20 protein-coding genes are annotated in these 22,619 nt (G+C 41.4%); 3 read left to right on the forward strand and 17 right to left on the reverse strand.

Going from position 1 to position 22,619, the window contains the following annotated elements:
- Nucleotides 1–40: 40 nt before the first annotated feature.
- From AABM38_RS13960 to AABM38_RS13995, 8 genes are all read right to left on the reverse strand, one after another.
- The gene (locus AABM38_RS13960; protein ID WP_423406981.1) at nt 41–2,236 is read right to left on the reverse strand and encodes a helicase-related protein; all 2,196 of its coding nucleotides are present in this window, start codon (nt 2,234–2,236) and stop codon (nt 41–43) included.
- Complete coding sequence (locus AABM38_RS13965) at nt 2,233–2,616, reverse strand: hypothetical protein (protein WP_423406982.1); 384 nt, start codon at nt 2,614–2,616, stop codon at nt 2,233–2,235. The genes AABM38_RS13960 and AABM38_RS13965 overlap by 4 nt, the downstream gene beginning before the upstream one ends.
- Before the next feature lie 260 nt (nt 2,617–2,876).
- Nucleotides 2,877–3,257: a hypothetical protein gene (locus AABM38_RS13970; protein ID WP_335376185.1), complete on the reverse strand. Its 381-nt coding sequence runs from the start codon at nt 3,255–3,257 to the stop codon at nt 2,877–2,879.
- Between the two features lie 621 nt (nt 3,258–3,878).
- Nucleotides 3,879–6,551, reverse strand: a complete 2,673-nt coding sequence (ppdK, locus tag AABM38_RS13975) for a pyruvate, phosphate dikinase (protein WP_423406983.1) — start codon at nt 6,549–6,551, stop codon at nt 3,879–3,881.
- Nucleotides 6,551–7,369: a pyruvate, water dikinase regulatory protein gene (locus tag AABM38_RS13980; RefSeq protein ID WP_423406984.1), complete on the reverse strand. Its 819-nt coding sequence runs from the start codon at nt 7,367–7,369 to the stop codon at nt 6,551–6,553. The genes ppdK and AABM38_RS13980 overlap by 1 nt, the downstream gene beginning before the upstream one ends.
- Nucleotides 7,370–7,383: 14 nt before the next feature.
- Nucleotides 7,384–8,031, reverse strand: coding sequence for a helix-turn-helix transcriptional regulator (locus AABM38_RS13985; protein ID WP_423406985.1), 648 nt, complete (start codon nt 8,029–8,031; stop codon nt 7,384–7,386).
- Between the two features lie 233 nt (nt 8,032–8,264).
- The gene (locus AABM38_RS13990; protein WP_423406986.1) at nt 8,265–9,026 is read right to left on the reverse strand and encodes an exodeoxyribonuclease III; all 762 of its coding nucleotides are present in this window, start codon (nt 9,024–9,026) and stop codon (nt 8,265–8,267) included.
- Nucleotides 9,027–9,440: 414 nt separating this feature from the next.
- On the reverse strand, nt 9,441–10,850 hold the full coding sequence (locus AABM38_RS13995) for a PLP-dependent aminotransferase family protein (RefSeq protein WP_423406987.1): 1,410 nt from the start codon (nt 10,848–10,850) through the stop codon (nt 9,441–9,443).
- Nucleotides 10,851–11,012: 162 nt separating this feature from the next.
- Between AABM38_RS13995 and AABM38_RS14000 the strand changes: the two genes are divergently transcribed.
- Nucleotides 11,013–11,888, forward strand: coding sequence for a DMT family transporter (locus AABM38_RS14000; protein ID WP_423410739.1), 876 nt, complete (start codon nt 11,013–11,015; stop codon nt 11,886–11,888).
- A 68-nt stretch (nt 11,889–11,956) separates the two neighbouring features.
- On the opposite strand, the gene AABM38_RS14005 is transcribed toward AABM38_RS14000, so the two are convergent.
- From AABM38_RS14005 to AABM38_RS14020, 4 genes are all read right to left on the reverse strand, one after another.
- Nucleotides 11,957–13,348 (reverse strand): FAD-binding domain-containing protein, encoded by a 1,392-nt coding sequence (locus tag AABM38_RS14005; protein WP_423406988.1) that lies wholly within the window; start codon nt 13,346–13,348, stop codon nt 11,957–11,959.
- 86 nt (nt 13,349–13,434) lie between these two features.
- The gene (locus tag AABM38_RS14010; protein WP_423406989.1) at nt 13,435–14,307 is read right to left on the reverse strand and encodes a DUF3307 domain-containing protein; all 873 of its coding nucleotides are present in this window, start codon (nt 14,305–14,307) and stop codon (nt 13,435–13,437) included.
- A 25-nt stretch (nt 14,308–14,332) separates the two neighbouring features.
- Nucleotides 14,333–15,082 carry a hypothetical protein gene (locus AABM38_RS14015; protein ID WP_423406990.1) on the reverse strand — a complete coding sequence of 250 codons (750 nt, stop codon included), beginning with the start codon at nt 15,080–15,082 and terminating at the stop codon, nt 14,333–14,335.
- A 207-nt stretch (nt 15,083–15,289) separates the two neighbouring features.
- Nucleotides 15,290–15,727, reverse strand: coding sequence for a peptidylprolyl isomerase (locus AABM38_RS14020; RefSeq protein ID WP_207499482.1), 438 nt, complete (start codon nt 15,725–15,727; stop codon nt 15,290–15,292).
- A 450-nt stretch (nt 15,728–16,177) separates the two neighbouring features.
- On the opposite strand from AABM38_RS14020, the gene AABM38_RS14025 reads away from it, so the two are divergent.
- Together AABM38_RS14025 and AABM38_RS14030 are read left to right on the forward strand one after the other, a co-directional pair.
- Nucleotides 16,178–16,663 (forward strand): VanZ family protein, encoded by a 486-nt coding sequence (locus AABM38_RS14025; protein WP_423406991.1) that lies wholly within the window; start codon nt 16,178–16,180, stop codon nt 16,661–16,663.
- Between the two features lies 1 nt (nt 16,664).
- Complete coding sequence (locus AABM38_RS14030) at nt 16,665–17,117, forward strand: GNAT family N-acetyltransferase (RefSeq protein ID WP_423406992.1); 453 nt, start codon at nt 16,665–16,667, stop codon at nt 17,115–17,117.
- A 34-nt stretch (nt 17,118–17,151) separates the two neighbouring features.
- On the opposite strand, the gene AABM38_RS14035 is transcribed toward AABM38_RS14030, so the two are convergent.
- The 5 genes from AABM38_RS14035 to fdhF all read right to left on the reverse strand — a co-directional run bounded on the left by AABM38_RS14035 (nt 17,152) and on the right by fdhF (nt 22,579).
- Nucleotides 17,152–17,664 (reverse strand): mismatch-specific DNA-glycosylase, encoded by a 513-nt coding sequence (locus tag AABM38_RS14035; RefSeq protein WP_423406993.1) that lies wholly within the window; start codon nt 17,662–17,664, stop codon nt 17,152–17,154.
- Nucleotides 17,665–17,711: 47 nt separating this feature from the next.
- On the reverse strand, nt 17,712–17,957 hold the full coding sequence (locus tag AABM38_RS14040; RefSeq protein ID WP_423406994.1) for a hypothetical protein: 246 nt from the start codon (nt 17,955–17,957) through the stop codon (nt 17,712–17,714).
- A 124-nt stretch (nt 17,958–18,081) separates the two neighbouring features.
- Nucleotides 18,082–18,906, reverse strand: coding sequence for a formate dehydrogenase accessory sulfurtransferase FdhD (fdhD, locus tag AABM38_RS14045; protein ID WP_423406995.1), 825 nt, complete (start codon nt 18,904–18,906; stop codon nt 18,082–18,084).
- Between the two features lie 174 nt (nt 18,907–19,080).
- On the reverse strand, nt 19,081–19,629 hold the full coding sequence (locus tag AABM38_RS14050) for a DUF1641 domain-containing protein (RefSeq protein ID WP_423406996.1): 549 nt from the start codon (nt 19,627–19,629) through the stop codon (nt 19,081–19,083).
- Nucleotides 19,622–22,579, reverse strand: coding sequence for a formate dehydrogenase subunit alpha (gene fdhF / locus AABM38_RS14055; protein ID WP_423406997.1), 2,958 nt, complete (start codon nt 22,577–22,579; stop codon nt 19,622–19,624). Before fdhF ends, AABM38_RS14050 begins: the two co-directional genes overlap by 8 nt.
- Nucleotides 22,580–22,619: the final 40 nt, after the last annotated feature.

A 22,619-nucleotide genomic window follows, 5' to 3' on the forward strand; every position in this document is an offset into this window, starting at 1 on the left:
AAAACAGGGTCCTTATTTTAGGGACCCTGAGTAACGCTAATTATCTCCATCGATCGCGTCCATCTGAACGATTCCTGAATCTTGCAGAATGGCAGGCATCGCATATCTGATAAGGAGATTCTACATGGATTCCCTTACCACAGTGCCTGCACTTCTTTTTATAGTTTTTGACCTCAGTCTTTAGAAATTCGTGAACATCATCACTTAACCCAGTACGAAGCCTTTCCCAGTAAACAGCTTCCGTTTTGCGGCCAAGCTTATATAAGAACAATAGATGGAGGCCAATCGCTTTATAGGATAGCTCGAGCTCCTCAAGGCTTGCAGTTTTGATTACGGGTTCTGGCAGCTCTGTATCTGCTACGATTGCCTTGATTGTTTCCAGCCATTGATCAATTAGCGCCGGCTCTCTTGATGAGAATGGCAGGTGCAGGAAACCATACAGATCCATCATAGGCAGTCTTGCTTCAATTTCAGTGTCTCTCACATACTCATACAGTTCTCGCTCTTCTGAAAGAGAGGCTTTTTTTGTTCCCTTTGGACTTTCGAATTGGTCCCATAGTTCAAAGAAAACTGCAAGAGAGCGGTGATATTTTTGAAACCTTTCAAAGATTCCTGATGTCGGTGCTATTGAAAATATTGCAACAGGCTCATCCCCTTTTTCAAGAAGCTTTGCCATTATATTGATATCCGACGTAAATGCAACTTTTCCTACATCATAAATTCCTTTTCTTCCAGCCCTGCCTGCTATTTGCTTCACTTCCTGTGATGTTAGGCGCCTTCTTCTTGTTCCATCAAATTTCTCATTTTCTAAAAACACAATTCTCCTGATTGGCAAGTTAAGCCCCATTCCTATTGCATCGGTCGCCACTATCACAATCGTTTCCCCTTTTACAAAACGCTCCATTTGCTTCTTTCTCGTCTCAGGGGGCATGCTGCCATAAATCATGCTGACCTGCCTGCCGCTATTTTGTAATTTCGATGCGTTTTCCAGTACTTGCCTTCGTGAAAAACAAACTAGTGCATCACCTTTTTTCGTATAGTTCAGGCTAAACTCCTTGTTCTCCACCTGGAGAGGAATGTCTCGTGAATACTCATAAATCTCCATTAAATTATCTTCAAGCAGCTCCATCATAATGCTTTTTATGTTCATGCTGCCAATAATATGAACTTCTTCCGCATTGGCTTTAGTAATTGCCTTATACCAGGAAAATCCGCGGTCCTTATCGGCAATCATCTGAGATTCATCGATCACTACAACATGATAAAAATCCTTTTCGTGAAACATTTCAACGGTGCAGGAAATATGTGCAGCTCCCTCGACAGGCTTCTCTTCTTCACCTGTTTTCAGAGAGCATGGAACTCCTTCAGTGTTCAGTTTTTCATACACCTCAAGAGCCAGAAGCCTAAGCGGCGCCAAATATAATCCGCTTTTTGCTTCTTTCATTCTTTCAAGTGCGTGATGTGTCTTCCCTGTGTTGGTTTCCCCGATATGAAGGATATACCGGACATTCCTCCGAAGTGAAGGATTGTATTCCCGGCCGAAAATATCTTCAAGCATTCTTGCCTCTTCTTCTTTTTTCCGCTTTCGTTCAGCCTCTTCTTCTTCTTTCATGCGTATCCTAGCTTCAAGATCCCTTTCATAAATCTCACGATGGATCATTTCATCAAAAGGAGTTTCTGCTAAACCTAAAAGATCACTAATGTATTCTTCATGCAGTTTATACAGATAACCATCTGTATATGCTAGCAACATATCGCGGATAATCCTTTTTAACTCTTCCTTTGAAAGCTTATCATCTACCGTTTTCTCATAATCACTCATTATATCTGCTGGAAGACCTAGCAGTACTTGTTGAGAGCCAATATCCTCAAAAAACTTAATTACCTCTTTTTCAAAGTAATACTCGTACGTTTCATATTCAAAATAATGTCTTCCCCAATGTGTGGTCTGATGGATCTGGCCGGTCAATTCATCGAAGAAATCTGCTAAAACGCTGTAATCATCTGGTTGAAATGAACCCTCTTCTGTCAATTTCTGTTCAAGCATAAATGTATCGATATCCTTGTATTTAGGGTTTTCTTTGAAAATATGGAATAAATCTTTTGCAATATGGTACCTGATCTTTAGGTAAGAGATTTCCTGATACTTTTCCAGTGTAACTCTGGCATTCTGACTGATTTTCTCACGAATAAGTGCCTTCTCCTCAAGGAGCTGTTCTTCTGCTTCTTTTTTCAAAAATTTTTTCTGGCTTTTTCGTGCAATTCGTCCCATGTTTGATTGTCGAAAGCAGACTCGATCCAGGTAAAAACATTAAAAGGATTGTAGTCCCTCATCTCATTTCTGAAAAGCTTATTGATCAGCTTGCGGTCAACACCCTCGACAACAAACCCTCTCTCACTTAAAAATGCCTTCTTATCGCGCTTTGAAAAGTCATTCGTTGATTTAGTAAGCCAGACATTCAGCCAAATGTGGCTGATATAAGTTTTTCTTTCCTCCAGATACTCCTTAAATGAAGGGGGATATTCATGCTCACCAAGAAATTTCTCAAGATCTTCCTTTACCTTGTTTTTTGTATGTTCAACTGACAGCTGATAAATAGTATCGATTTGGTCCATATGTAAGCCCCTTGATTGAATAGAATTAATAATTTGCAGCGTGCTAATAATGACAACTTACGGTAATTGATTGGTTTATTGGTTTATTGAAAAGGTACATTTAAAGTATCATGCTCTAAAAATCATGAAACCATCATTTCCTTCTTAGTACAATGCAATGTTTCCCAAAGATCCGCAAAAAAGAGGCCGCACAAATTATTGTGCGATCCCCTTGATTTCCATTATTCACTGAGTTAAAGGACATGCCTGAATAATTGTGCTTATGCGTTCTTTACCTTCAACATTTTTACGACCCGATTTAATACTTTCTTATCCTCTTTCGTTACGCTCTTCGGCTTAATCGGTGAAACAGGCTTAATTTTTTCTGTATTTTCCAAGCAAAGAATTTCAAGATAAAATGCTGTACTTTCCCGATTTCCATTTAAATATCCCTTGAGGATTTTCATTTTATCCGAAGTTCCAGTAAAATCACTCTTGTAATCCCATTCGATTTCATTTGCATATTTAGAATCCATTCTTTCTTTTAAAGCCAGCGCTTCTGAAACAGCATCCTGCGGCGTTGTGAAATATGACTGGGTTCTCCTTAATCCCTTTTTCGTATTGCCATCGCCCGCTTTTGCCTGATAAAGTTTAACGATCATTTTCCTCATCCTTTCTGGTTTTGGTCTCACGCCTTCTCATGGTTAGTCGTTACACCAGAAGACCTAAGGATTTCATTCATATACATAGTATACCCTGTTTTCCACCGTTTACCTATTAATAAGGTGATTAGTTTAATATCAGAGGCTTCTTACCACGTTGCCCTGGAGCAATTCTTTCTCATCCTAAAATATTATGCTCCTTGACTTATTCCTATGACATTTTTCTTTCAGTGCACTTTTTTTTGACACTAATCAGATTTATTAATGACTCGGTTCTGTTTAATTTAATTTTTACTTTTTGTATCTGTTAATTTGGCTCTTAGCATGAACTTTGTTGCTTTCTCAACGAAAGTAAAAACCAGCACGTGGATTTTTACGAGTTTTAATGTGAATTTTGTTCAGAAGCCTCCTCGAAAAAGCCCAGTTACCTTAAACAATGCGGAAACTCATACTTGTTCGAAAAGCTACAATCAATGCGAAAGTGAGTATCTTCATTGGAAATCAAGCGACTCTTTTCAATTACAACGAAAGGGTGCCCCAAGATACTTTTTGGGACACCCTCAATTTGATGATACAGGAAAAGAAAATTATACCTATAAAAGTAACGCTATTTACTGGTTTTTATTTTGTTGATACTGCAACCTTCTCCGTGCTTTGCCCATGGCGGATTGTAGCTTGTGCTGCTGCTAATCGGGCTAGAGGCACACGATATGGTGAACAGCTTACATAGTCAAGCCCTGCGTTATAACAGAATTCAATTGAACTCTTTTCGCCGCCATGCTCACCACAGATTCCGGTTTTCAGACCAGGTTTTGTTTTACGGCCAAGGTTTACGCCAGTTTCAACCAATTTGCCGACTCCTTCACGATCAAGCACCGCAAATGGATTTTCAGGCAAAACTTTTTGTTCGATGTATGCCTGCAGGAATTTACCTTCTGCATCATCACGGCTGTAACCAAACGTTGTCTGTGTTAAATCATTTGTACCAAAGGAGAAGAAATCTGCCTCTTCAGCAATTTGGTCAGCAGTCAATGCAGCTCGTGGAATTTCAATCATCGTACCTACTGTATATTCAAAATTCTTTCCTGTTTCTTCTTTAATACTTTGAGCTGCTGCATTAACCAGAACACGCATTTCCTTAAGTTCATTTACATGGCCTACGAGTGGAATCATGATCTCTGGCTGGACTTCAATGCCTTTGTCAGCTAACTTCGCCACTGCGTAAAAGATTGCCCTTGCCTGCATTTCATAGATTTCCGGATGGATCATGCCAAGTCGGCAGCCGCGGTGGCCAAGCATCGGATTGAATTCATCCAATTGACGGACTTTCTTTAACAATGCTTCCTTTTCCTTCAGCTCTTTAGACTGCGGGTCAAGGATTTGCAGCCTGGTAATTTCAACGATTAGTTCTTCTTTATCAGGCAAGAACTCATGAAGAGGCGGATCAAGCAAGCGAATTGTCACTGGCAGTCCCTGCATAACTTCAAGGATACCTTCAAAATCTTCTTGTTGCATTGGCAGAAGCTCATCCAAGGCTTTAGTTCGCTCTTCATAATTTTCAGCAAGGATCATTTTCTGGACAATCGGCACCCTAGTTGCATCCATGAACATATGTTCAGTACGGCATAATCCAATTCCCCCAGCTCCGAATTCAAGCGCCTTTCCTGCATCTTCTGGATTATCCGCATTTGCGCGGACACCAATCTTGCGCTCTTCATCCGCCCATGAAAGAAGAAGCTGGAATTCATCAGAAAGTTCAGGTTCAATCATCGAAATCTCACCAAGCATGATTTCTCCTGTTCCGCCGTCGATCGTGATGATATCGCCGTGGTTAACCACAACCTCACCAACGCGGAATTTCTTCTCGTGAAGATCAATCTTCATAGCTTCACATCCGCAGATACACGCTTTCCCCATACCGCGGGCAACAACAGCAGCATGGCTGGTCATGCCGCCGCGGCTTGTAACCACAGCCTGGGCAGCAATGATACCGTGGATATCATCAGGAGTTGTCTCCGGACGAACTAAAATGACCTTTTGGCCATCATTTGATAGCAGCTCAGCTTCATCCGCATCGAATACGACCTTTCCAGTAGCAGCACCAGGTGAAGCAGGCAGCCCTTTTGCGAGCTGTTTCCGTTCAAAGTTTTCATCAATCCTGCGGTGTAGTAGCTGATCAAGCTGTTCAGGATCAACGCGAAGCAGCGCTGCTTTTTTATCAATAATGCCTTCTTCAACTAGTTCTGCAGCAATACGGATTGCTGCCTGTGCAGTTCTTTTTCCAGTTCGGGTTTGAAGAATGAATAATTCACCGCGCTCTACTGTGAATTCGATATCCTGCATATCTGCATAATGTTGTTCAAGTACTTTGCAAGTATCTACAAACTGCTGGTAAACCGCAGGCATTTCATCCTTTAATGTCTGGATCGGCTGTGGAGTACGGATACCCGCAACAACATCCTCTCCTTGTGCATTGATTAAGTATTCACCATAAAGAATATGTTCACCAGTAGATGGGTCCCTTGTGAATGCAACTCCTGTTCCGGAATCGTCACCCATGTTTCCAAAAACCATGCTCTGGATATTTACTGCTGTTCCTAAATGAGAAGGGATCTTGTTCAAGCGGCGGTAAACAATTGCTCGCTGATTGTTCCATGAATCAAATACTGCATTGATTGAAAGGAATAATTGCTCTTTTGGATCCTGCGGGAAAGGCTTCCTTGTATGCTTTGTCACGATATTTTTATAGCCTTGGATGACTTCCTTCCAGTCTTCTGCCGTCATTTCAGGATCGGAACTATAGCCTTTAGCTTCCCTGGTTTCCTCTAGCAGACGTTCAAAGAAAAATACATCAACATCCAGCACAACATCACTGAACATCTGAATAAAGCGGCGGTAAGAATCATAAGCAAAACGTGGATTATTTGTAAGCTTAGCCATTCCCTCAACCGTTTCATCATTCATTCCGAGGTTAAGGATGGTATCCATCATGCCTGGCATTGAAAATACAGCACCTGAGCGCACGGATACAAGCAGAGGATTTTGGGGATTGCCTAGCTTCTTGCCTGTTTTCTCTTCAAGTTCTCCAAGTGCCTCAAGCACTTGAGCCTGGACTTCAGCAGTAATTGTTTTGCCTGCATCATAATACGCGTTACAGGCTTCAGTTGAAATCGTGAATCCGAAAGGGACTGGAAGCCCGATTCGAGTCATTTCCGCCAGGTTAGCACCCTTGCCTCCAAGAATTTCTTTCATGCCGCTGTTTCCTTCATTAAAGAGATAAACAAATTTAGACATTAAGTAAAACTCCTCTCACTTTTTAGAATATCGAGAATTAAACCGGCTGTTTCTTCGATTGCCTTATTGGAAACGTTGATAACCGGGCAGCCAACACGCTTCATGATTTTCTCTGCATAATCCAATTCTTCTAGTATCCGTTCATAGCTGGCATAATTCGCCCTCGATCCTAATCCCAGGGCCTTAAGCCGCTCTGTTCTTATCTCATTTAATTTATCAGGAGAGATAATCAAGCCAACGCATTTGCTTCTCGGGACCTGAAAAAGCTCATCTGGAGGCTTTACTTCAGGGACAATCGGAACATTTGCTACCTTGAATCGTTTATGAGCAAGGTACATGGAAAGCGGAGTTTTTGATGTGCGGGAAACGCCCACTAAAACGATATCCGCACGGAGTATTCCACGTGGATCCCTTCCGTCATCGTATTTAACAGCGAATTCGATCGCTTCGATCCTGCGGAAATAGTCATCATCAAGCTTTCTCATCATTCCTGGGCGATGGTTAGGCTCTTTGTTGAACTTTTTTTCAAAAGCATTCATGAGCGGATTCAACAAGTCAACAGCATAAATGCCCTCTTCCTGTGCCCTCTTATCGAGATAAGCCTTTAACGCCGGCACGACAATCGTGTATGCAATGATGGAGTGCCCTTGTTTCGCAACCATGATCACATCCTCAATGTCCTCTTCGTCCTCAACGTACGAATTCCTCCGTATATCAACCTGGCCGCCATTAAATTGTGTAGCAACAGCTTTTACTACAAATTCTGCTGTTTCTCCGACTGAATCGGAAACTACATAGACAACTTCCTTCATATCCAAAACGCGCTCACTTCCTAGACAGATTTTTGCTCTACTATTTCTAAGTAAATCTTTGTAATCGTGGTTTTTGTAATCCGTCCGATGACTTCATATGTATCTGGTTTTTCTTTGAGTTCACGGACGACAGGGAGTGAATCAATTCGGTTCAGGACAAGCTTCTTAGCTGCCTGGAGCATTGTCTCCTCCGGTTTTACAGTAATGATATTTGGCATTCTTGTCATGATGACGCTTACAGGAAGATCCTCCAGGTTCTTGTTTCCGATGGCCGCCCTGAGCAAATCCTTCCTTGAAATAACTCCAGCCAGGCATCCATCTGAATCTACCGCGTAAAGCGTACCCACATCCTCAAGGAACATCTGGACAATAGCATCATAAACTGAGGCTGATTTTTGCACGACAATTGGGTGACCTTTATAATCATTGACCTTCAGATCAAGAAAGGCTGTAGCTTTGAATTGTTTCTCTTTATCTTTGTTAAAAAAATAGCCCACTCTCGGCCTTGCCTCTAAACTGCCAGCCATTGTCAATATGGCAAGGTCAGGTCTTAGCGTAGCCCGAGTCAACTTCAGCTTTTCTGCTATCTGTTCCCCTGTAATTGGACCATCTTCCTTGACGATTTGAACGATTTCTTCCTGCCGTTTTGTTAGTTTAATAGAACTCACCACCAACTTACCTCCAATAATAATGATGTAACATTATCAAGGAATTTTTAAATGTGTTATCCTTATTAATTTATAGTATATAACATTTAATGAAAAATCAAAAGAAAAGGTTTTATTAATTCTCAAATTCTTTTAAAATAAGCAATTTATCATACTTTAAATAGGCTATACTTATGGCCGCATTAACATTATATATAAAAAAATTCCCCTGGATAAACAACCAGGGGATACAATTAATCATTTATATTCAGATCAAGAGTGACCGGGCAATGGTCACTTCCCATAACAAAACATTCAACCCCGGCATCTATGATTTCAGGGGCAAGCCTTTCAGATATAATAAAGTAGTCAATGCGCCAGCCAATATTTCTTTCCCTTACCTTGTTCATATATGACCACCATGTATACACTCCTTCTGCTTCAGGATATAAATGGCGGAACGAATCAACAAAACCATTGCTCAGCAGCTCTGTCATCTTGCTCCGTTCCTCGTCCGTAAACCCTGAATTCCCGCGGTTGGGTTTAGGGTTTTTCAGATCTATTTCATTATGCGCCACATTCAAATCGCCGCACAGGATGACAGGTTTATTACCGTCCAATTCCAAAAGGTATTCCCGGAGTTTGTCTTCCCAAGCCAATCGGTAGCCAAGACGGGCAAGATCACGCTGTGAATTTGGTGTGTAGACATTCACAAGGAAAAACTGCTCAAATTCAAGTGTGATCGCACGGCCTTCGCAATCATATTCAGCAGACCCAATTCCGTATCTGACCGCTATAGGCTTTTTCTTTGTAAAAATAGCTGTACCGGAATAGCCTTTTTTCTCTGCGTAGTTCCAAAACTGATGATATCCCTCTAATTCGAGATTAATCTGGCCTTCTTGAAGTTTCGTTTCCTGGATACTAAAAAGGTCAGCATCTGCCTCTTTAAAATAATCCAAAAACCCTTTGCCCGAACAGGCGCGGATTCCATTCACATTCCATGATACTAATTTCATATTCTCTCTGTTCCTCTCAGTTATTGTTTTCTTTTACCGTTCAGATTCTTAACAGAGCCCAGAGTTATTGCAATAAAGATAGCATTTAAAGTATTAGCTCTGTTAAACAAGACTGTTGATTTTCATTCCATGCGCTTCGCTTTCCGCAGGGCTGGCGCTGAGCCTGCAGGACACTGAATATCATCCTTGAATCTGACCACGCACGATGGAAATGCTTCGGAGGAGTCTTCGCGCCTTCCACTAAAATCAACAGTTTTAAAAAACAACATTGGGCGTTTACTCAGCCAAAGTATTAAATAGATTAATGATTCTATATCAACCCTAGCATTATTCTTTTATGAAGCCTTTAAATTTTACTTGTATCAATTACCTTGAATCATACTTACCTACAAGTCTCGAATGACCCCTTCTATTTTAGCAGTCTTCGATAATTGATTCTAATATCGCGATTCCTTTTACAATATCAGCCACAGGAGCATTTGCGAATGACAGCCTGAAATGCTGGAGTTTCTGTGTGGCATAAATTCTTCCCGGATTAATGAGGACCCCCTTTGCAAAAGCTTTTCTATATAAATCCGCTAACGATATTTCAGGATTCATTTTAATCCAGATGAAGAAGCCGCCTTTAGGGGCCTCCCAATCCGCGTAACGTCCTAAATGAGTTGCAACAGCAGCAAGTACCGCATCTCTCCGCTCTCTTAACTGCTTTCTCACGTTTATTAAATGTCGGTCATATTTCCCGCTTGACAGCCATTCTGCAGCAACTTTTTGTGAAAGGGAACTTGAGCCATAATCCGTTTGCATCTTCAAGTCAGCCAGCCTGTCAATAACTCCCTGAGGCCCTGCAATCCATCCAATCCTTAAACCGGGATTAAGACTCTTAGACAGACTTCCAATATATAAGACATTTCCGTGTTTGTCATATGACTTGATTGGCGGCGGGGGCGGTGAATCAAGCCATAGATCACCATATACATCATCCTCAATGATCGGAAGCTGAACCTTTTCCGCGACCTGGATCAGTTCTTGTCTCCTGGCATCTCCCATCAAAGCACCGGTCGGATTATGAAAAGTCGGATGGCAGTATAGCACGGATTTCCTATGGTCCCTCGATGCTTGAATCAAATTAGGCACTATCCCCTCCTGATCCATGGGGATTCCCTGCAGCTTCATGCCAGCCGATTGGAAGGTCGATAATGAATAAATATAGGAAGGATTTTCGAGAAATACAGTTGATTCCCTCTGCAATAAACCTATTGATATGAGGTGCAATGCCTGCAATGCACCTGATACAACAAGAATGGAGGATGGCGGCGCTTCGATACCTTTTGGTTTCAGGTAATTGCTTATTGCTTCTCTAAGAGCGGGATTTCCTTTTGGATCTTCATAGCCGAAAGGCATAAGTTCCTTGCCAACCTTCGAGATTACTTCCTTCATTTCTTCAAGCGGAAAAAGATCCTTTGAAAGCTCTCCCTTGCTCAGCTGAATCATGTTCTCATCCGATTCAGCAAGATTAATAGCCTGGACAGTGCCCAAGCTTGCCTGATGGGTGCCAAGCTTGACCTGTTCATTCCAGTTCACAGGGGCATTTGAACGCATGAGAGTCCAGGTATTGTTTACTACAATTGTTCCTGCTCCGAGCTTCCCTTCAACCAACCCTTCAGCAGTAAGTTCATCAAGCGCCGTAACAACCGTGCTTCTGTTTACTTCAAATTGCTTAGCAAGTTCACGCTGGCTGGGAAGCCTGCTTCCAACTGGCCAAGTTCCATTCATTATTTGGTCTTTTATATAATTGATAATCATTTGATATTTTGGTGCTTTCATCTAAAGGCTCCGTTCATTTTTAAAGGTAATTGGTTGGTTTTTATACTTCCTGATTGGTTGGATACATTTTACCAAGACCCGTTTATATTTGAAAGAAATAACCTGATACAGGTTTAAATTGGATGGTTTTTATAGAGGTGATGTCGCTTGAATATAAAAATTATGGCTGCACATGCGCTGATTATTCTCTTTTGGGGTTCAGCATTCGCCGGTATACGGCATGGTCTAGAAGGATATTCACCTGAACATTTGTCGCTTCTAAGGCTTCTGGTTGGTTCCATTGCCCTTGTGGTTTATGCCGGAAAGACAAAAATGAAATTACCAGAATTAAAAGATTGGCCTATTATTTTTTTATTTGGATTTCTTGGATTTGCGGTCTATCAGACTGCTCTTAATATTGGTGAAAAGTCTGTCAGTGCAGGAGCTGCAAGCCTGCTCATTTCTACATCACCAGTCTTTATTGGTTTATTAGGAAGGATTTTTTTTAAGGAGCGAACCGGTAAGATGTATTGGCTGGGAGCTTTCATCAGCATAGCTGGGATTCTCCTTATTTACCTGGGCTCAGGCGGAGAGCTGGAGCTCGGTTTAGGTGTCATGTTGATTTTGATAGCTTCTCTATCCGAATCACTTTATTTTGTATTACAAAAAGAGTTCTTAAATAAATACGGGGCGCTTCCTTTTACAGCCTATACGATATGGGCTGCGACTCTTCTCATGCTCGTATACACACCAGGTTTGGGGGCACAGCTGGCTGAGGCTCCTGTCGGGGCAACGGCAAGCGCCATATACCTTGGATTATTCCCTACTGTGATCCCATATTTCGCTTTAGCTTACATTACAGCTAAATCCCGAGCTTCTGAAGCAGCAAGCTCATTGTATTTAACGCCTGCTGCTTCGTTCATCATCGCTTGGATATGGCTCGGTGAAGAACCGACAATGACGACGCTGTTCGGTGGACTGATCACTCTCATCGGGGTGTCATTTACCTACCTCAAGGTAAGCAGGAAAGAAATTGAAGAAGCAGAGTCATCATGTTAAATGTCATTAGCTTTTATTGATAATAGATCTTGTGTTTCATGGATGGTTCATTCAAGCATAAAAATATTTTATAAATCAAAGGATAGCTGTTCTGTTTCTCCAGCCTTTTTTGGTGCCAGGGCAGCACTTTCATTGTTTATTTTCTTCTCAAACTGGAGCTTGGCATTCTTGTTCATTTTTACTGCATCCACCATGGGTGTTTGATACTCTAGCTTGTAAAAGCCTGGGTATAGCCACGGTTCATGTATGAATTCAGCAGGTACATTATTTAATTCAGTAACATATCTGCGAATGAATGCTCCGTCGGGATCGTGTTGTTTTCCGAATTTTATTGGGTTAATCCATTTCACTTTATGCTGTTCAAAAAAACCAGCTTGCTTTTGTACATAAAAGTTGTGAATCTCCGGCTCGTAATCCAAAAACAACTCAGCCAATGCTATTGAAGGTTTTCGGCAGTCCAGCTGCAATGTATTGCAGATAAAAGAAATGACCATTGCCCTTAAATTGAAATTTAACCAGCCGGTTTTATAGACACTCCTCATCGCTGCATCTATTATCGGGATTCCCGTTTTCCCATCTGACCAGCGTTTGTACCATTCTTCATTCCATGTTTTCTTGATTGCGCTCATTTCTGCACTTACCGGATATTCTTTTGCAAATTGAATAATTTTTGCACGGGCATACAGCTTTGATAAGAACTCTTCAAACTGGCGCTTTTCTTCATCACTGCAAGTTTGAAGCCGTTCAATGGTCTTTTGATAAATCATCCGCTCTGAAATATTTCCCCATGTCAGATATGCCGAGAGCCTGCTGGATGATAAGGATGATGGCAGAGGTTTGTTGTGGTTGATGATATAATTCGCAAATCGATTCTCCAGAAATGATTCCAGCGTTTCTATTGCTTTTATTTCACCACCCTGTTGACCAAAACGAATCTTGCTGCCATTCATCTTAAAGTTTCGGAACCTTTTAATATCAGTAAAAAGAAGTTCAGGTATACATGTAGGTTTCTGTATCCTTTTTGGAACATCGATAATCGGTTTCTTAAGATTGTCTGTCCACCGGCTTTTAAATCCCTTTTCTGAAACATTTTCAAATTCCATACCATAGGTGAACAATTTCTGGTTATTTTCATCAACCCATTGGCTGATGCGGCTTCTTAAAATCGTTTGGCTATGGGCAAACAATGTGAGCGATCCATATTTGTTCAGCAGTTCCGATAGCACAGCCTCCATTTCACTAAATGCAAAAAACAACTCTCCTCCGAGTTCCTGGATTTGCACTGACAACTCTTCCAGGCTTTCAAGGACAAATTGAAAATGACGGGCAGAGAGCTCGGTTTCACTCCAAACAGAAGGTTCAACCACGTATAAAGGCAAAACCTCCCCGATTTTGGCTGCTTCTGCCAATGGCTGATGATCAAATATTCGTATATCTCTTTGAAAAAGAACAAGATTCATCGTTAATCACTCCATTTTTCAATCCACATATACCCTTTACCCATTAAATAAAATGGCATCCCAAAATGGCTGCCATTCATTTATTCCTAATTAAGTACTTCTCTTAAAAGGATTCCAAATACAATTCCCAGAAACATCGATGTTAATGTTCCAAGCAGAAAATATTCCGCCCAGTCGCGGTCATCCATCTGCTTGAAACGTGCGATTGATTTGGCTGTCACGATGAAGGCGATTGCGGGATAAGAAGCATAATATGTAAGAAGGATGACGAGCAGGCGTTCTATATAACCAATCAGCTTCCCACGCGATAAGTCATGTTTGTTGAAAATCATATAACTGTATTGTTCAGACAGCCCTCTTTCTCCATTGCTGTTTTTAAGGTAATCGCTTTCCTTCAGGTCATTTTTAAACGTATATTTCCCCTCAAAAGTTAGAAGCTGGCCTGGCAGGGATCCGAGCAGAATCCTGATGATATGTCCACTCACTGTGGTTCCTAAAATTAAGATGATCACAAGGAACAAAATTGTGTTTAGCTCCCCAATCTCGCCCCCTTCTCCCATAAGGAGTTCTGAAAGTCTATCAAAAATTGAAACTAGCGGGATTTTATAAAATAACTGTAAAGCTATTAAAATCATCACCAGATGCAATAGCTGGTCAATCCCAAAAAACCATAATTTATTTAAGTTTTCACTGTTGGTATATTGATCTACAAGCTTAATTTTAAGCAGGTCAATAAAAAAATGAGTACCTGTTATGAAAAGAACTGGCCAAATGATTGCTGTTAAAGGGTCAGTCCCTTGTTCATTCAAATACCATGCTAATGACAGGACGGCAGCATTAACAATTAAATGGTGAAACAAGTGTTTTTTAATATTCTTCAGTTTGTCATTCACCATGTTATCTGTCTGCAGGTAAAAATCCGCTATTAAATGCGCAATGATTAAACTTAATAAAAGCATGCCGACCCCTTTCTGCAGATAAAGCCTATAGATTAAATACATCGTTCAACAGACCTTTTACATGCTTTCTAATATTTCCTTCTAGCAAATCCGGATTACAAGCCGTCGCATCCCCAAACTCCTTTGTTTGAAGCGAAGCCAATACGCGGGAAACTTCTTGATAACTGCCAAGCACGAGTTCGCTGTGGCCCTTTTTATAGTGACTATATATAGTAGGCGCAGACCTTTCAAGCAGCTCTGCGATCACATTTTGCTTTTCATATACCAAGTACAGGGAACACACCAGCCGCTGGACATCCGTTTGCTGCTTGCTTAGCGCATTCTGCAGTTTTAGCATGCCATTTAGCAACGTTACTAGTTCATGCACATGTATGTTTCCGTCTAAGTCAAAATGAAATGTCTCTCTTTCCTTTTGCTTTTTCAGGAAATCATTTGCGAGCCTTGCTTGTTTCACTACTGGATGAATCCACTTTTCAATATCGATTTCCTCTATACTTTTATCAATGCTGCCAAAAGCCATTCCAAAATACGGCTTATTGTTCTCAAACTTCCATAGACGACTAATGAAGAACGCGGTTACAAAGGCTGTAGCATAACCCTCCGCGAGGAATATAAGCTCATCGCCGGAACGGTGCCGAACCTGAATATGTCCATAACCATGAAACCACTTATTAATCCATTCCTCAATATCAGATAAATAAGAGCTCAGTTTCTCTCCCAGCTCAGCAGAAGAAGATTTAGATATATCCATTATAAAGATTGAAGCTGGCTGCATGGCCATTCCACCTAACATTAAATTAATTAGACTAACAGATATAATTTTATATAAATTAGATAGTATAGTCAAATTTATTCAATATTAGACTTTCCAATAAAACTATTTTATACACATCAGTACACTTTCATTGTAACAAGAGCATACGTTCGACACAATGGGTAGAAAAGTACAAAAAAAGAGCCACAAGGGCTCTTCTTTCATTTCCTATTCTTCAGTTACAACAACCTTTTCCATTACATCGCCATTGCGCATAGCCTTAGCAGCTTCCAGACCAGAAGTAACCTTTCCAAAAACAGTGTGAACACCATTTAAGTGCGGTTGTGATTCATGTACTATAAAGAACTGGCTGCCGCCTGTATCTTTTCCTGCATGCGCCATAGAAAGCGAGCCTGGTACATGTGTATGTGGGTTGCCTTGCGTTTCACATTTAATTGTGTAGCCAGGACCGCCTGTTCCCGTTCCGTTAGGGCAGCCACCTTGGCTGACGAAACCTGGAATAACACGGTGGAAAGTCAAACCGTTGTAGAAGCCTTCGTTGGCAAGCTTTTCAAAGTTTGCAACTGTTCCAGGAGCCTCATTTGGGTATAGTTCAAATTCGATTTTCTCACCATTTTGCATCTCTATGTATCCTTTTTTAGCCATGAAAATCATCTCCTTATGTTAAAATCACTGTTATCATAACACTTTTTTAAATAAAAATGAAAGTCATGTACCCTTCAATCGTTAAAAATGTATTTTCCGCCCTGCTTTGTGTTAAAATAAAAGTGCCTCTGCCGGACATTCGCTTGTTGCGGGACACTTAACCACTGTACGGACGGCAGGGGCCCTGCTATGCAGGAATAAACTCAATGAACAAAACCTTAACGGAATTCTTCTGTAAGGTTTTTTTATATTCTTTCTTTATGGAACTCCCTCTCTTCAGTCATTACCTCTTCCCTTAACTTTGAGGTCTAAATGACCGAATTACCTCTCAATCAACCTTAAAATACAAATTCCCGGCAATAAACTTCATAAAAAGAATTTTATATAATTGGTATGTTTAAAGTCTGGTAAAATGAGAATTAACTATAAAAGTACATACATGGAGGGTATATGTTAAATCAATTAGAATTTAAAAACAAAAAGTGGACGATTGCGTTTGCTTATACCCTGTTTGGACTTTACGTGATCATTGCAGCGGTACTGTTATTTTTCAGCCCATACAGGCAGGCTGCCTACGAAATCAATACTTCAGGAACACATCCATACAATATTATTCCTTTCAAAACGATCAGCAATTATATCAAAGCATCCTCCCATATCAACCAGAATATCTGGATATCGAATCTTTTTGGCAATGTGCTTGCTTTCCTTCCTATGGGCTTCTTTCTTCCTATGCTCTTTAAAAGGTTTAATGGCATCTGGAAAACAACATGTGCAGTCTTTTTAGCGACATCTTCAGTGGAAGTCCTGCAGTTTCTGACCCGGGTAGGCAGCTTTGATGTGGATGATATCATCCTGAATACAGCAGGCGGCATCATCGGCTACCTTTTATTTGCGATGGTTTTCAGGATTATGCAGAAAAGGGTGAAAGAATAATATGATCATTACACCGCTTAGAAAGGATGTACATCCACCCTGGGATTTGCTTCTACTGGCAGATCCATCTGAAGATATGGTTTCAGCTTATTTAAAAGGCGGCTACTGCTATGTTGCAGAATTGGACAATTCCGTTGTAGGGATAATCGTTCTGTTTCCAAAGTCGAAAGTTATAATTGAAATAAAGAACATAGCCGTATCAGAATACTTGCAGGGGAAAGGAATTGGCAGCAAGCTGATCAAGCATGGGATTGAAGCTGCAAAAGAAAAGGGCTTTAACACTGTGGAGATTGGGACCGGCAATTCAAGTATTAGTCAGCTAGCGCTGTATCAAAAAGCCGGATTTCGGATTATCGGGATTGACCATGACTTTTTCGTTCGCCATTATCCCGAACCCCTCTACGAAAACGGAATCCAATGTCGGGACATGATCAGACTTTCGATGCAAATTTAAAAGGCAATCCTTTTACAACGGGATTGCCTTTTCATTACTTCAATTTTCCAAGCAAAGCTGGTATCTCTTTATAGATGCCCACAACTTCATCCATCTTCATTCTGACAAGCCCGCTTGAAGAAGGAGCAACAAAATCAATCGTTCCAGAGACTTCTGATTCTTCTTGCCTTCCCCAATGCAGTTCTTTCTTGCCGCTATATTGCTGATATACTCCCTTGCCGACAAAACAAACGATTTTCGGATGGTACGTTTCTATTTTCCGCTTTAGCTCCTGCTTGCCATGAAGATATTCTTCTTTAGTTATTTCATCCGCAGCTTTAGTTGGTCTTGCCACGATATTTGTCATCCCGTAGCCTAACTCCAACAGCTTATAATCTTCCGTTGTCACATACTTTCTTGGTGTAATCCCTGATTCAAAGAGAATCCTCCAAAACCTGTTATTAGGGTTTGCATAATGATGGCCGGTTTCGGATGAACGGATACTAGGGTTAAACCCCACAAAGATGACATCTAAATTCTTGCACAGATGATCAGCAATCGGTTCCATGGCTCCCCCCCTCTAGCTTCAATCATTTTCTATTGTGGTATACGGCCTCACCAATACCGAGGTGGCAATTCATTATTTTTACAAATTCCTTTGAAAATTTTCAAATGAAAAAGAAATTCATCATAATACATTGCTTCGGCACTTTCAAAAGAATAAGCATTTGAAAGGTTATCTAAAAGTTCAGCATCTATACTTTCCTCAAGCCCGCTGAGCCACATTTTATAACCGTGTCTTTCATAAACATTCGATAAGCCAGCCCAATCAAACATATCTTCAAGTTCATGCTCTTCCATTCTATCACTCCTCTGTATTCACCTCCATTTTTCCAAAGTACATCGTACATTATACTTAAAGTAAAATCCGGAATGATGACAAAATGTGACGAAAGCTCCACTTACCTGCTAGAAAAAGCCGAGTTTACTTAACCCGGCTTTTTGAAAGTGTATACTTAGCATCCGCTATACGTTCAGGATGAGTATAAACGTTTAATGATCGATTTCGGATGAAACCGATTGTCGTGATGCCAAGACTATCGGCAAGCTTAAGGGCGAGCTCAGTTGGTGCTGACTTCGATAAAACAATTGGACATCCTATTTTTGCGACTTTCAGTAAAATTTCAGATGAAATCCTCCCGCTGAAAACAATCACTTTATCATTGATTGGGATATCATTCTTCAGGCAATGACCATAAATTTTATCCAGGGCATTGTGCCGGCCGATATCCATCCTTGAAACCACAGGCCCGAATAAATTGCATAAAGAAGCATTATGGACTCCGCCTGTATTTTGGAACAAGTCAGCAGAGTCCTGCATCTCCTCCATCAGTCTAAAACAATCCTCAACCTCGATTTCTGTTTTAACTCCATGAAGCTTTTTTGCCGTAAGAGCATCGTTGGCAAATACAAAACCTGAGCGGCTTGCTCCGCAGCAGGAAGTTAAATAGCGCTTCCCCTGAAGGTTTTTATAATAAGGATTTTCTCTATTGGTTTTCACATGTACGAAACCCTCTTTTTCCTGGATCCATATATCTTCAATATCAGTGAATTTTCTTATGATCCCCTCTGAAGCAAGATAGCCAATGACCATTTCTTCGATGTAGTCGGGGGTACAAACCATCGTCACAAATTCCTGCCCGTTCACCTTAACCGTGACAGTATATTCGGTCACGACACTGTCTACCATTCTTTCGGCCTGGCCATCTCCAAAACGAAGAATTTCCCTTTTGACTTCGACTGGTTTCATAACAGCCATTCCCCTCTAATTAAAGTTTTCCTAACAGTCTTTTACTTTTAACCAAATTCTGAAGCATTCAAACTTGCAGATTCTCATTAGGAACCTTCATTGCACTGTCTTTTCGTTAAGATAAAAAACAGGCAGCGAAGCTAGTAAGCCTGCTGCCTGCTCATTCTCTTGCAATTACCTCTCGAGCGTCCCATCCTTGCTTTGGTGCAAATCCTGGTCTTCTGGAAGCTGGGTCGTCCTCTCTAGCCCGCTCGTATCTTCCCCCATCCCTTTCAGGAATTCAAAAAGCAATGTAAGAGCGCGGTTGATCTCAGGATCCTTCAATGATCTGACAATATCAAAATAGCCTAATTTATCATCGTTATCCTTGTATTCTGCCACTCTTGCAATCCCAGAATTCAATTTCAGCAGCAGCGGTTCGAGCTGCTTAACATTGATGGTTCCAAGAACGCCGACCATTAGCAACAGATTCTTTAACGTATTTGTAGCCTCTGGTTTGTCGGCAGCATTCACCAATACATTTAAAACTTTGTCACCCTCGCTGAATAATCCGCTAAGCAATGCCAAAACTCCACGATCATGCATATGTTTCATGACATCCAGTGATTGTAAAATAGCATCCTTGTTATCTAATAGGGCACTCTCTACTTCTTCGAGATCCATCTTTCTTTTTTGGTCCTCTGACAATTCGATATGCTGAATTTTAGTTATTGCTTTAGCCATGCTGAGTCCGTCCCTTCTTCACAAGATCACCAGGGAAAATATAATCCGGTCGTGCCCACTTCTTCTGCACCTGGACGCCGATTTGCGGCTGAGGATTACCGTATCTGAAATTATTCCTTGGTAAAGGATTAACACCTTCATATTGCAGTATTTCCATTTTCGCTTTTGTCTCTTTGTATGCCGGGGTGTCAGTGTCCTTGTCACCAAAGCTGCTTGTAAGAAGATTGATCGCCGCATCCCCCTGGTCATTCATTGGCAGATAGACTTCTTTACCTGTCACTCTGTCTGTAACTACACATCTGACCTTTACGTTGCCGTATGGCGATGTCAACCTTACGAGTGTGCCATCCTTCAATCCTCTCTCCTCAGCAAGCTCTGGAGAAACTTCCAGGAAAGTTTCAGGAGTTTTTGAGGTAATTCCTTTCGATTTATACGTCAAATTCCCTTCATGAAAATGTTCCAATAAACGTCCATTGTTCACATGAATATCATATTCTGCACCATACTGCACAGGGATCGACCATTTTACCGGGTGAAGCCTTGCTTTACCATCCGGGAATGGGAAACCGTCTAAATATAGTACAGGGCTGTCGGTACCATCTGGATTTACCGGCCACTGAAGGCTGTTGTAACCCTCCAGACGTTCATAAGAAACACCAGCGTAAATCGGCATCAGGCTGGCAGCCTCCGCCATGATCTCAGCCGGGTGCTGATAAGTCCACTCTGCGCCAAGACGATTTGCAACTTCCATCAGGATTTCCCAATCAGGCTTCGATTCGCCCATCGGCTCGAATACCTGATATAAGCGCTGAATCCTTCGTTCTGTATTCGTAAATGTTCCTTCTTTTTCAAAGCTGGGACTTGCAGGCAATACTACATCGGCAAATTGGGCTGTTCTGGAAAAAAATACATCCTGAACTACGAAGAAATCCAATTTTTCATAGGCTGCGTGCACATGGTTGATATTTGAATCAACAAGGCCCATTTCCTCGCCTTTGATATATAGAGCTTTTAATGTACCGTTATGCATGCCCTCTATCATGTCATGATTATTGATTCCCGGTTCTGCCGGAAGTTTGGCGCCCCATGCCTGTTCAAATTTTTGACGTGCAGTATCATCGAATACCTTCTGATATCCTGGCAATGAATCAGGACTGCTTCCAAAATCTCCAGCCCCCTGTACGTTATTATGGCCGCGAAGAGGGTAAGCTCCCGTTCCAGGACGGCCATAATTGCCTGTTATCAACAATAAGTTGGAAATTGCTGTACTGGTGTCACTGCCCCCAAGATGCTGTGTAACACCCATAGCCCATAAAGCACAAACACTCTTCGCTTCATGAATATGGGTTGCTATATCAATTAATGTTTCTTTGGAAAGGCCAGTGGTTTTCTCTGCATACTCCAAGGTGAATCCTTCCAGGCTCTCAACATACTCTGAAAGACCATTCACTTTGCTCTTTAAAAACTGCTCATCTGCCCAGCCCTGGTCTACGATATACTTGGTTACAGCTGAAAGCCAGATTAAGTCGGTTCCTGCTTTCGGTCTTACAAACAGGTCAGCACGATCAGCCATCTCATGCTTCCTCAGATCTGCAACAATGACTTTTTGTCCATTCAGCTTTTGAGCCCTTTTCACTCGAGTCGCAAGGACTGGATGAGCTTCAGATGTATTGGAACCAATGATAATAACTAAATCAGAGATAGCAATATCCTTAAATGAACCCGCATCTCCTCCATAGCCAACAGTCCTGAACAGCCCAACTGTAGCCGGAGTCTGGCAATACCTTGAGCAATTGTCGATATTGTTCGTGCCAATAACAGCTCTAGCAAGCTTTTGCATTAAATATGATTCTTCATTTGTACATTTTGAAGATGTGATAAAACCAAGTGAGTCTTTACCGTATTCACTCTTAATAGCATTGAATTTGTCAGCGATCAAGCTAAGAGCTTCTTCCCACTCCGCTTCTCTGAAGCTGTCTCCTTCACGTATCAGCGGCTTCGTAAGACGTTCTTCACTATTAACAAAATCCCAGCCGAACTTCCCTTTTACACAGGTTGAAATCCCATTGGCAGGCGCATCTATTTGAGGTTCCACTTTTAGGATCTCACGGCCTTTCGTCCACACATCAAAACTGCAGCCTACACCGCAGTACGTACATACTGTTTTGGTCTTCTTAATTCTTGAGTCACGCATTGCTGACTCCATATCGGAAATAGCCAGGATGGACCCGTAACCCGTTTCTACCCCCTTTGTGATTTCAATCATCGGACGGAGCGTCTCTTTGGCGATTCCAGTCAGGAAGCCTGCTTCTCCTTCCATTCCTTTCTCCATCATTGCATTACATGGACATACCGTTGAACAATGGCCACATGACACACAAGAAGATTCATTGATTGGAACATCGTTATCCCAGATCACACGAGGACGGTCACGATCCCAGTCAATTCTTAGAGTCTCAGTAACCTGTACGTCCTGGCACGCTTCTACACATCTTCCACACAATATACATTGATCAGGGTCATACCGGTAAAAAGGATTTGAATTATCTTTTTCATATGGTTTGTGATCGAATGGGATGCTCTGGTGATTTATTTTCATTTCTTTGACTGTGTTATGTACCTCACATGTCCCATTATTGTAGTCACAGACCGTACAGTATAGTTCGTGATTAAAAAGAATTTTATCCATTGCCATTGTTTGTGCCTTCTTTACTTCAGGCGCGACTGTATCAATGACATCACCATTATTCATCTTGGTGGAACATGATCTGACCAGTTCCCCATTCACTTCTACTATACACGTATCACATGTCTCGATTGGTCCCAGGCTGGGATGATAGCAAACGCTTGGAACTTCAACCGAGCTGTCTGAAAGGTATTGAAGGATTGTTTGATTTTCTTTAGCCGTCACTTCGGCCCCGTTGATTCTTACGTTTATTTTGCCAGACAAAGCCTCATCTTCCTTTCTTCTATAAAATCGCTCTATTCCT

It is taken from the genome of Heyndrickxia sp. MSNUG (assembly GCF_049532715.1).
GTDB lineage: Bacteria > Bacillota > Bacilli > Bacillales > Cytobacillaceae > Mesobacillus.

Coding starts and splice junctions, on each gene's coding strand:
- AABM38_RS13965 (WP_423406982.1), bottom strand. CDS start 2,616: ATGGACCAAATCGATACTATTTATCAGCTGTCAGTTGAACATACAAAA.
- AABM38_RS14015 (WP_423406990.1), bottom strand. CDS start 15,082: ATGCAGCCAGCTTCAATCTTTATAATGGATATATCTAAATCTTCTTCT.
- AABM38_RS13995 (WP_423406987.1), bottom strand. CDS start 10,850: ATGAAAGCACCAAAATATCAAATGATTATCAATTATATAAAAGACCAA.
- ppdK (WP_423406983.1), bottom strand. CDS start 6,551: ATGTCTAAATTTGTTTATCTCTTTAATGAAGGAAACAGCGGCATGAAA.
- AABM38_RS14025 (WP_423406991.1), top strand. CDS start 16,178: ATGTTAAATCAATTAGAATTTAAAAACAAAAAGTGGACGATTGCGTTT.
- AABM38_RS14010 (WP_423406989.1), bottom strand. CDS start 14,307: ATGCTTTTATTAAGTTTAATCATTGCGCATTTAATAGCGGATTTTTAC.
- AABM38_RS14040 (WP_423406994.1), bottom strand. CDS start 17,957: ATGGAAGAGCATGAACTTGAAGATATGTTTGATTGGGCTGGCTTATCG.
- AABM38_RS14020 (WP_207499482.1), bottom strand. CDS start 15,727: ATGGCTAAAAAAGGATACATAGAGATGCAAAATGGTGAGAAAATCGAA.
- AABM38_RS14035 (WP_423406993.1), bottom strand. CDS start 17,664: ATGGAACCGATTGCTGATCATCTGTGCAAGAATTTAGATGTCATCTTT.
- AABM38_RS13990 (WP_423406986.1), bottom strand. CDS start 9,026: ATGAAATTAGTATCATGGAATGTGAATGGAATCCGCGCCTGTTCGGGC.
- AABM38_RS13970 (WP_335376185.1), bottom strand. CDS start 3,257: ATGATCGTTAAACTTTATCAGGCAAAAGCGGGCGATGGCAATACGAAA.
- AABM38_RS14000 (WP_423410739.1), top strand. CDS start 11,013: ATGGCTGCACATGCGCTGATTATTCTCTTTTGGGGTTCAGCATTCGCC.
- AABM38_RS14030 (WP_423406992.1), top strand. CDS start 16,665: ATGATCATTACACCGCTTAGAAAGGATGTACATCCACCCTGGGATTTG.
- AABM38_RS14005 (WP_423406988.1), bottom strand. CDS start 13,348: ATGAATCTTGTTCTTTTTCAAAGAGATATACGAATATTTGATCATCAG.
- AABM38_RS14050 (WP_423406996.1), bottom strand. CDS start 19,629: ATGGCTAAAGCAATAACTAAAATTCAGCATATCGAATTGTCAGAGGAC.
- fdhD (WP_423406995.1), bottom strand. CDS start 18,906: ATGAAACCAGTCGAAGTCAAAAGGGAAATTCTTCGTTTTGGAGATGGC.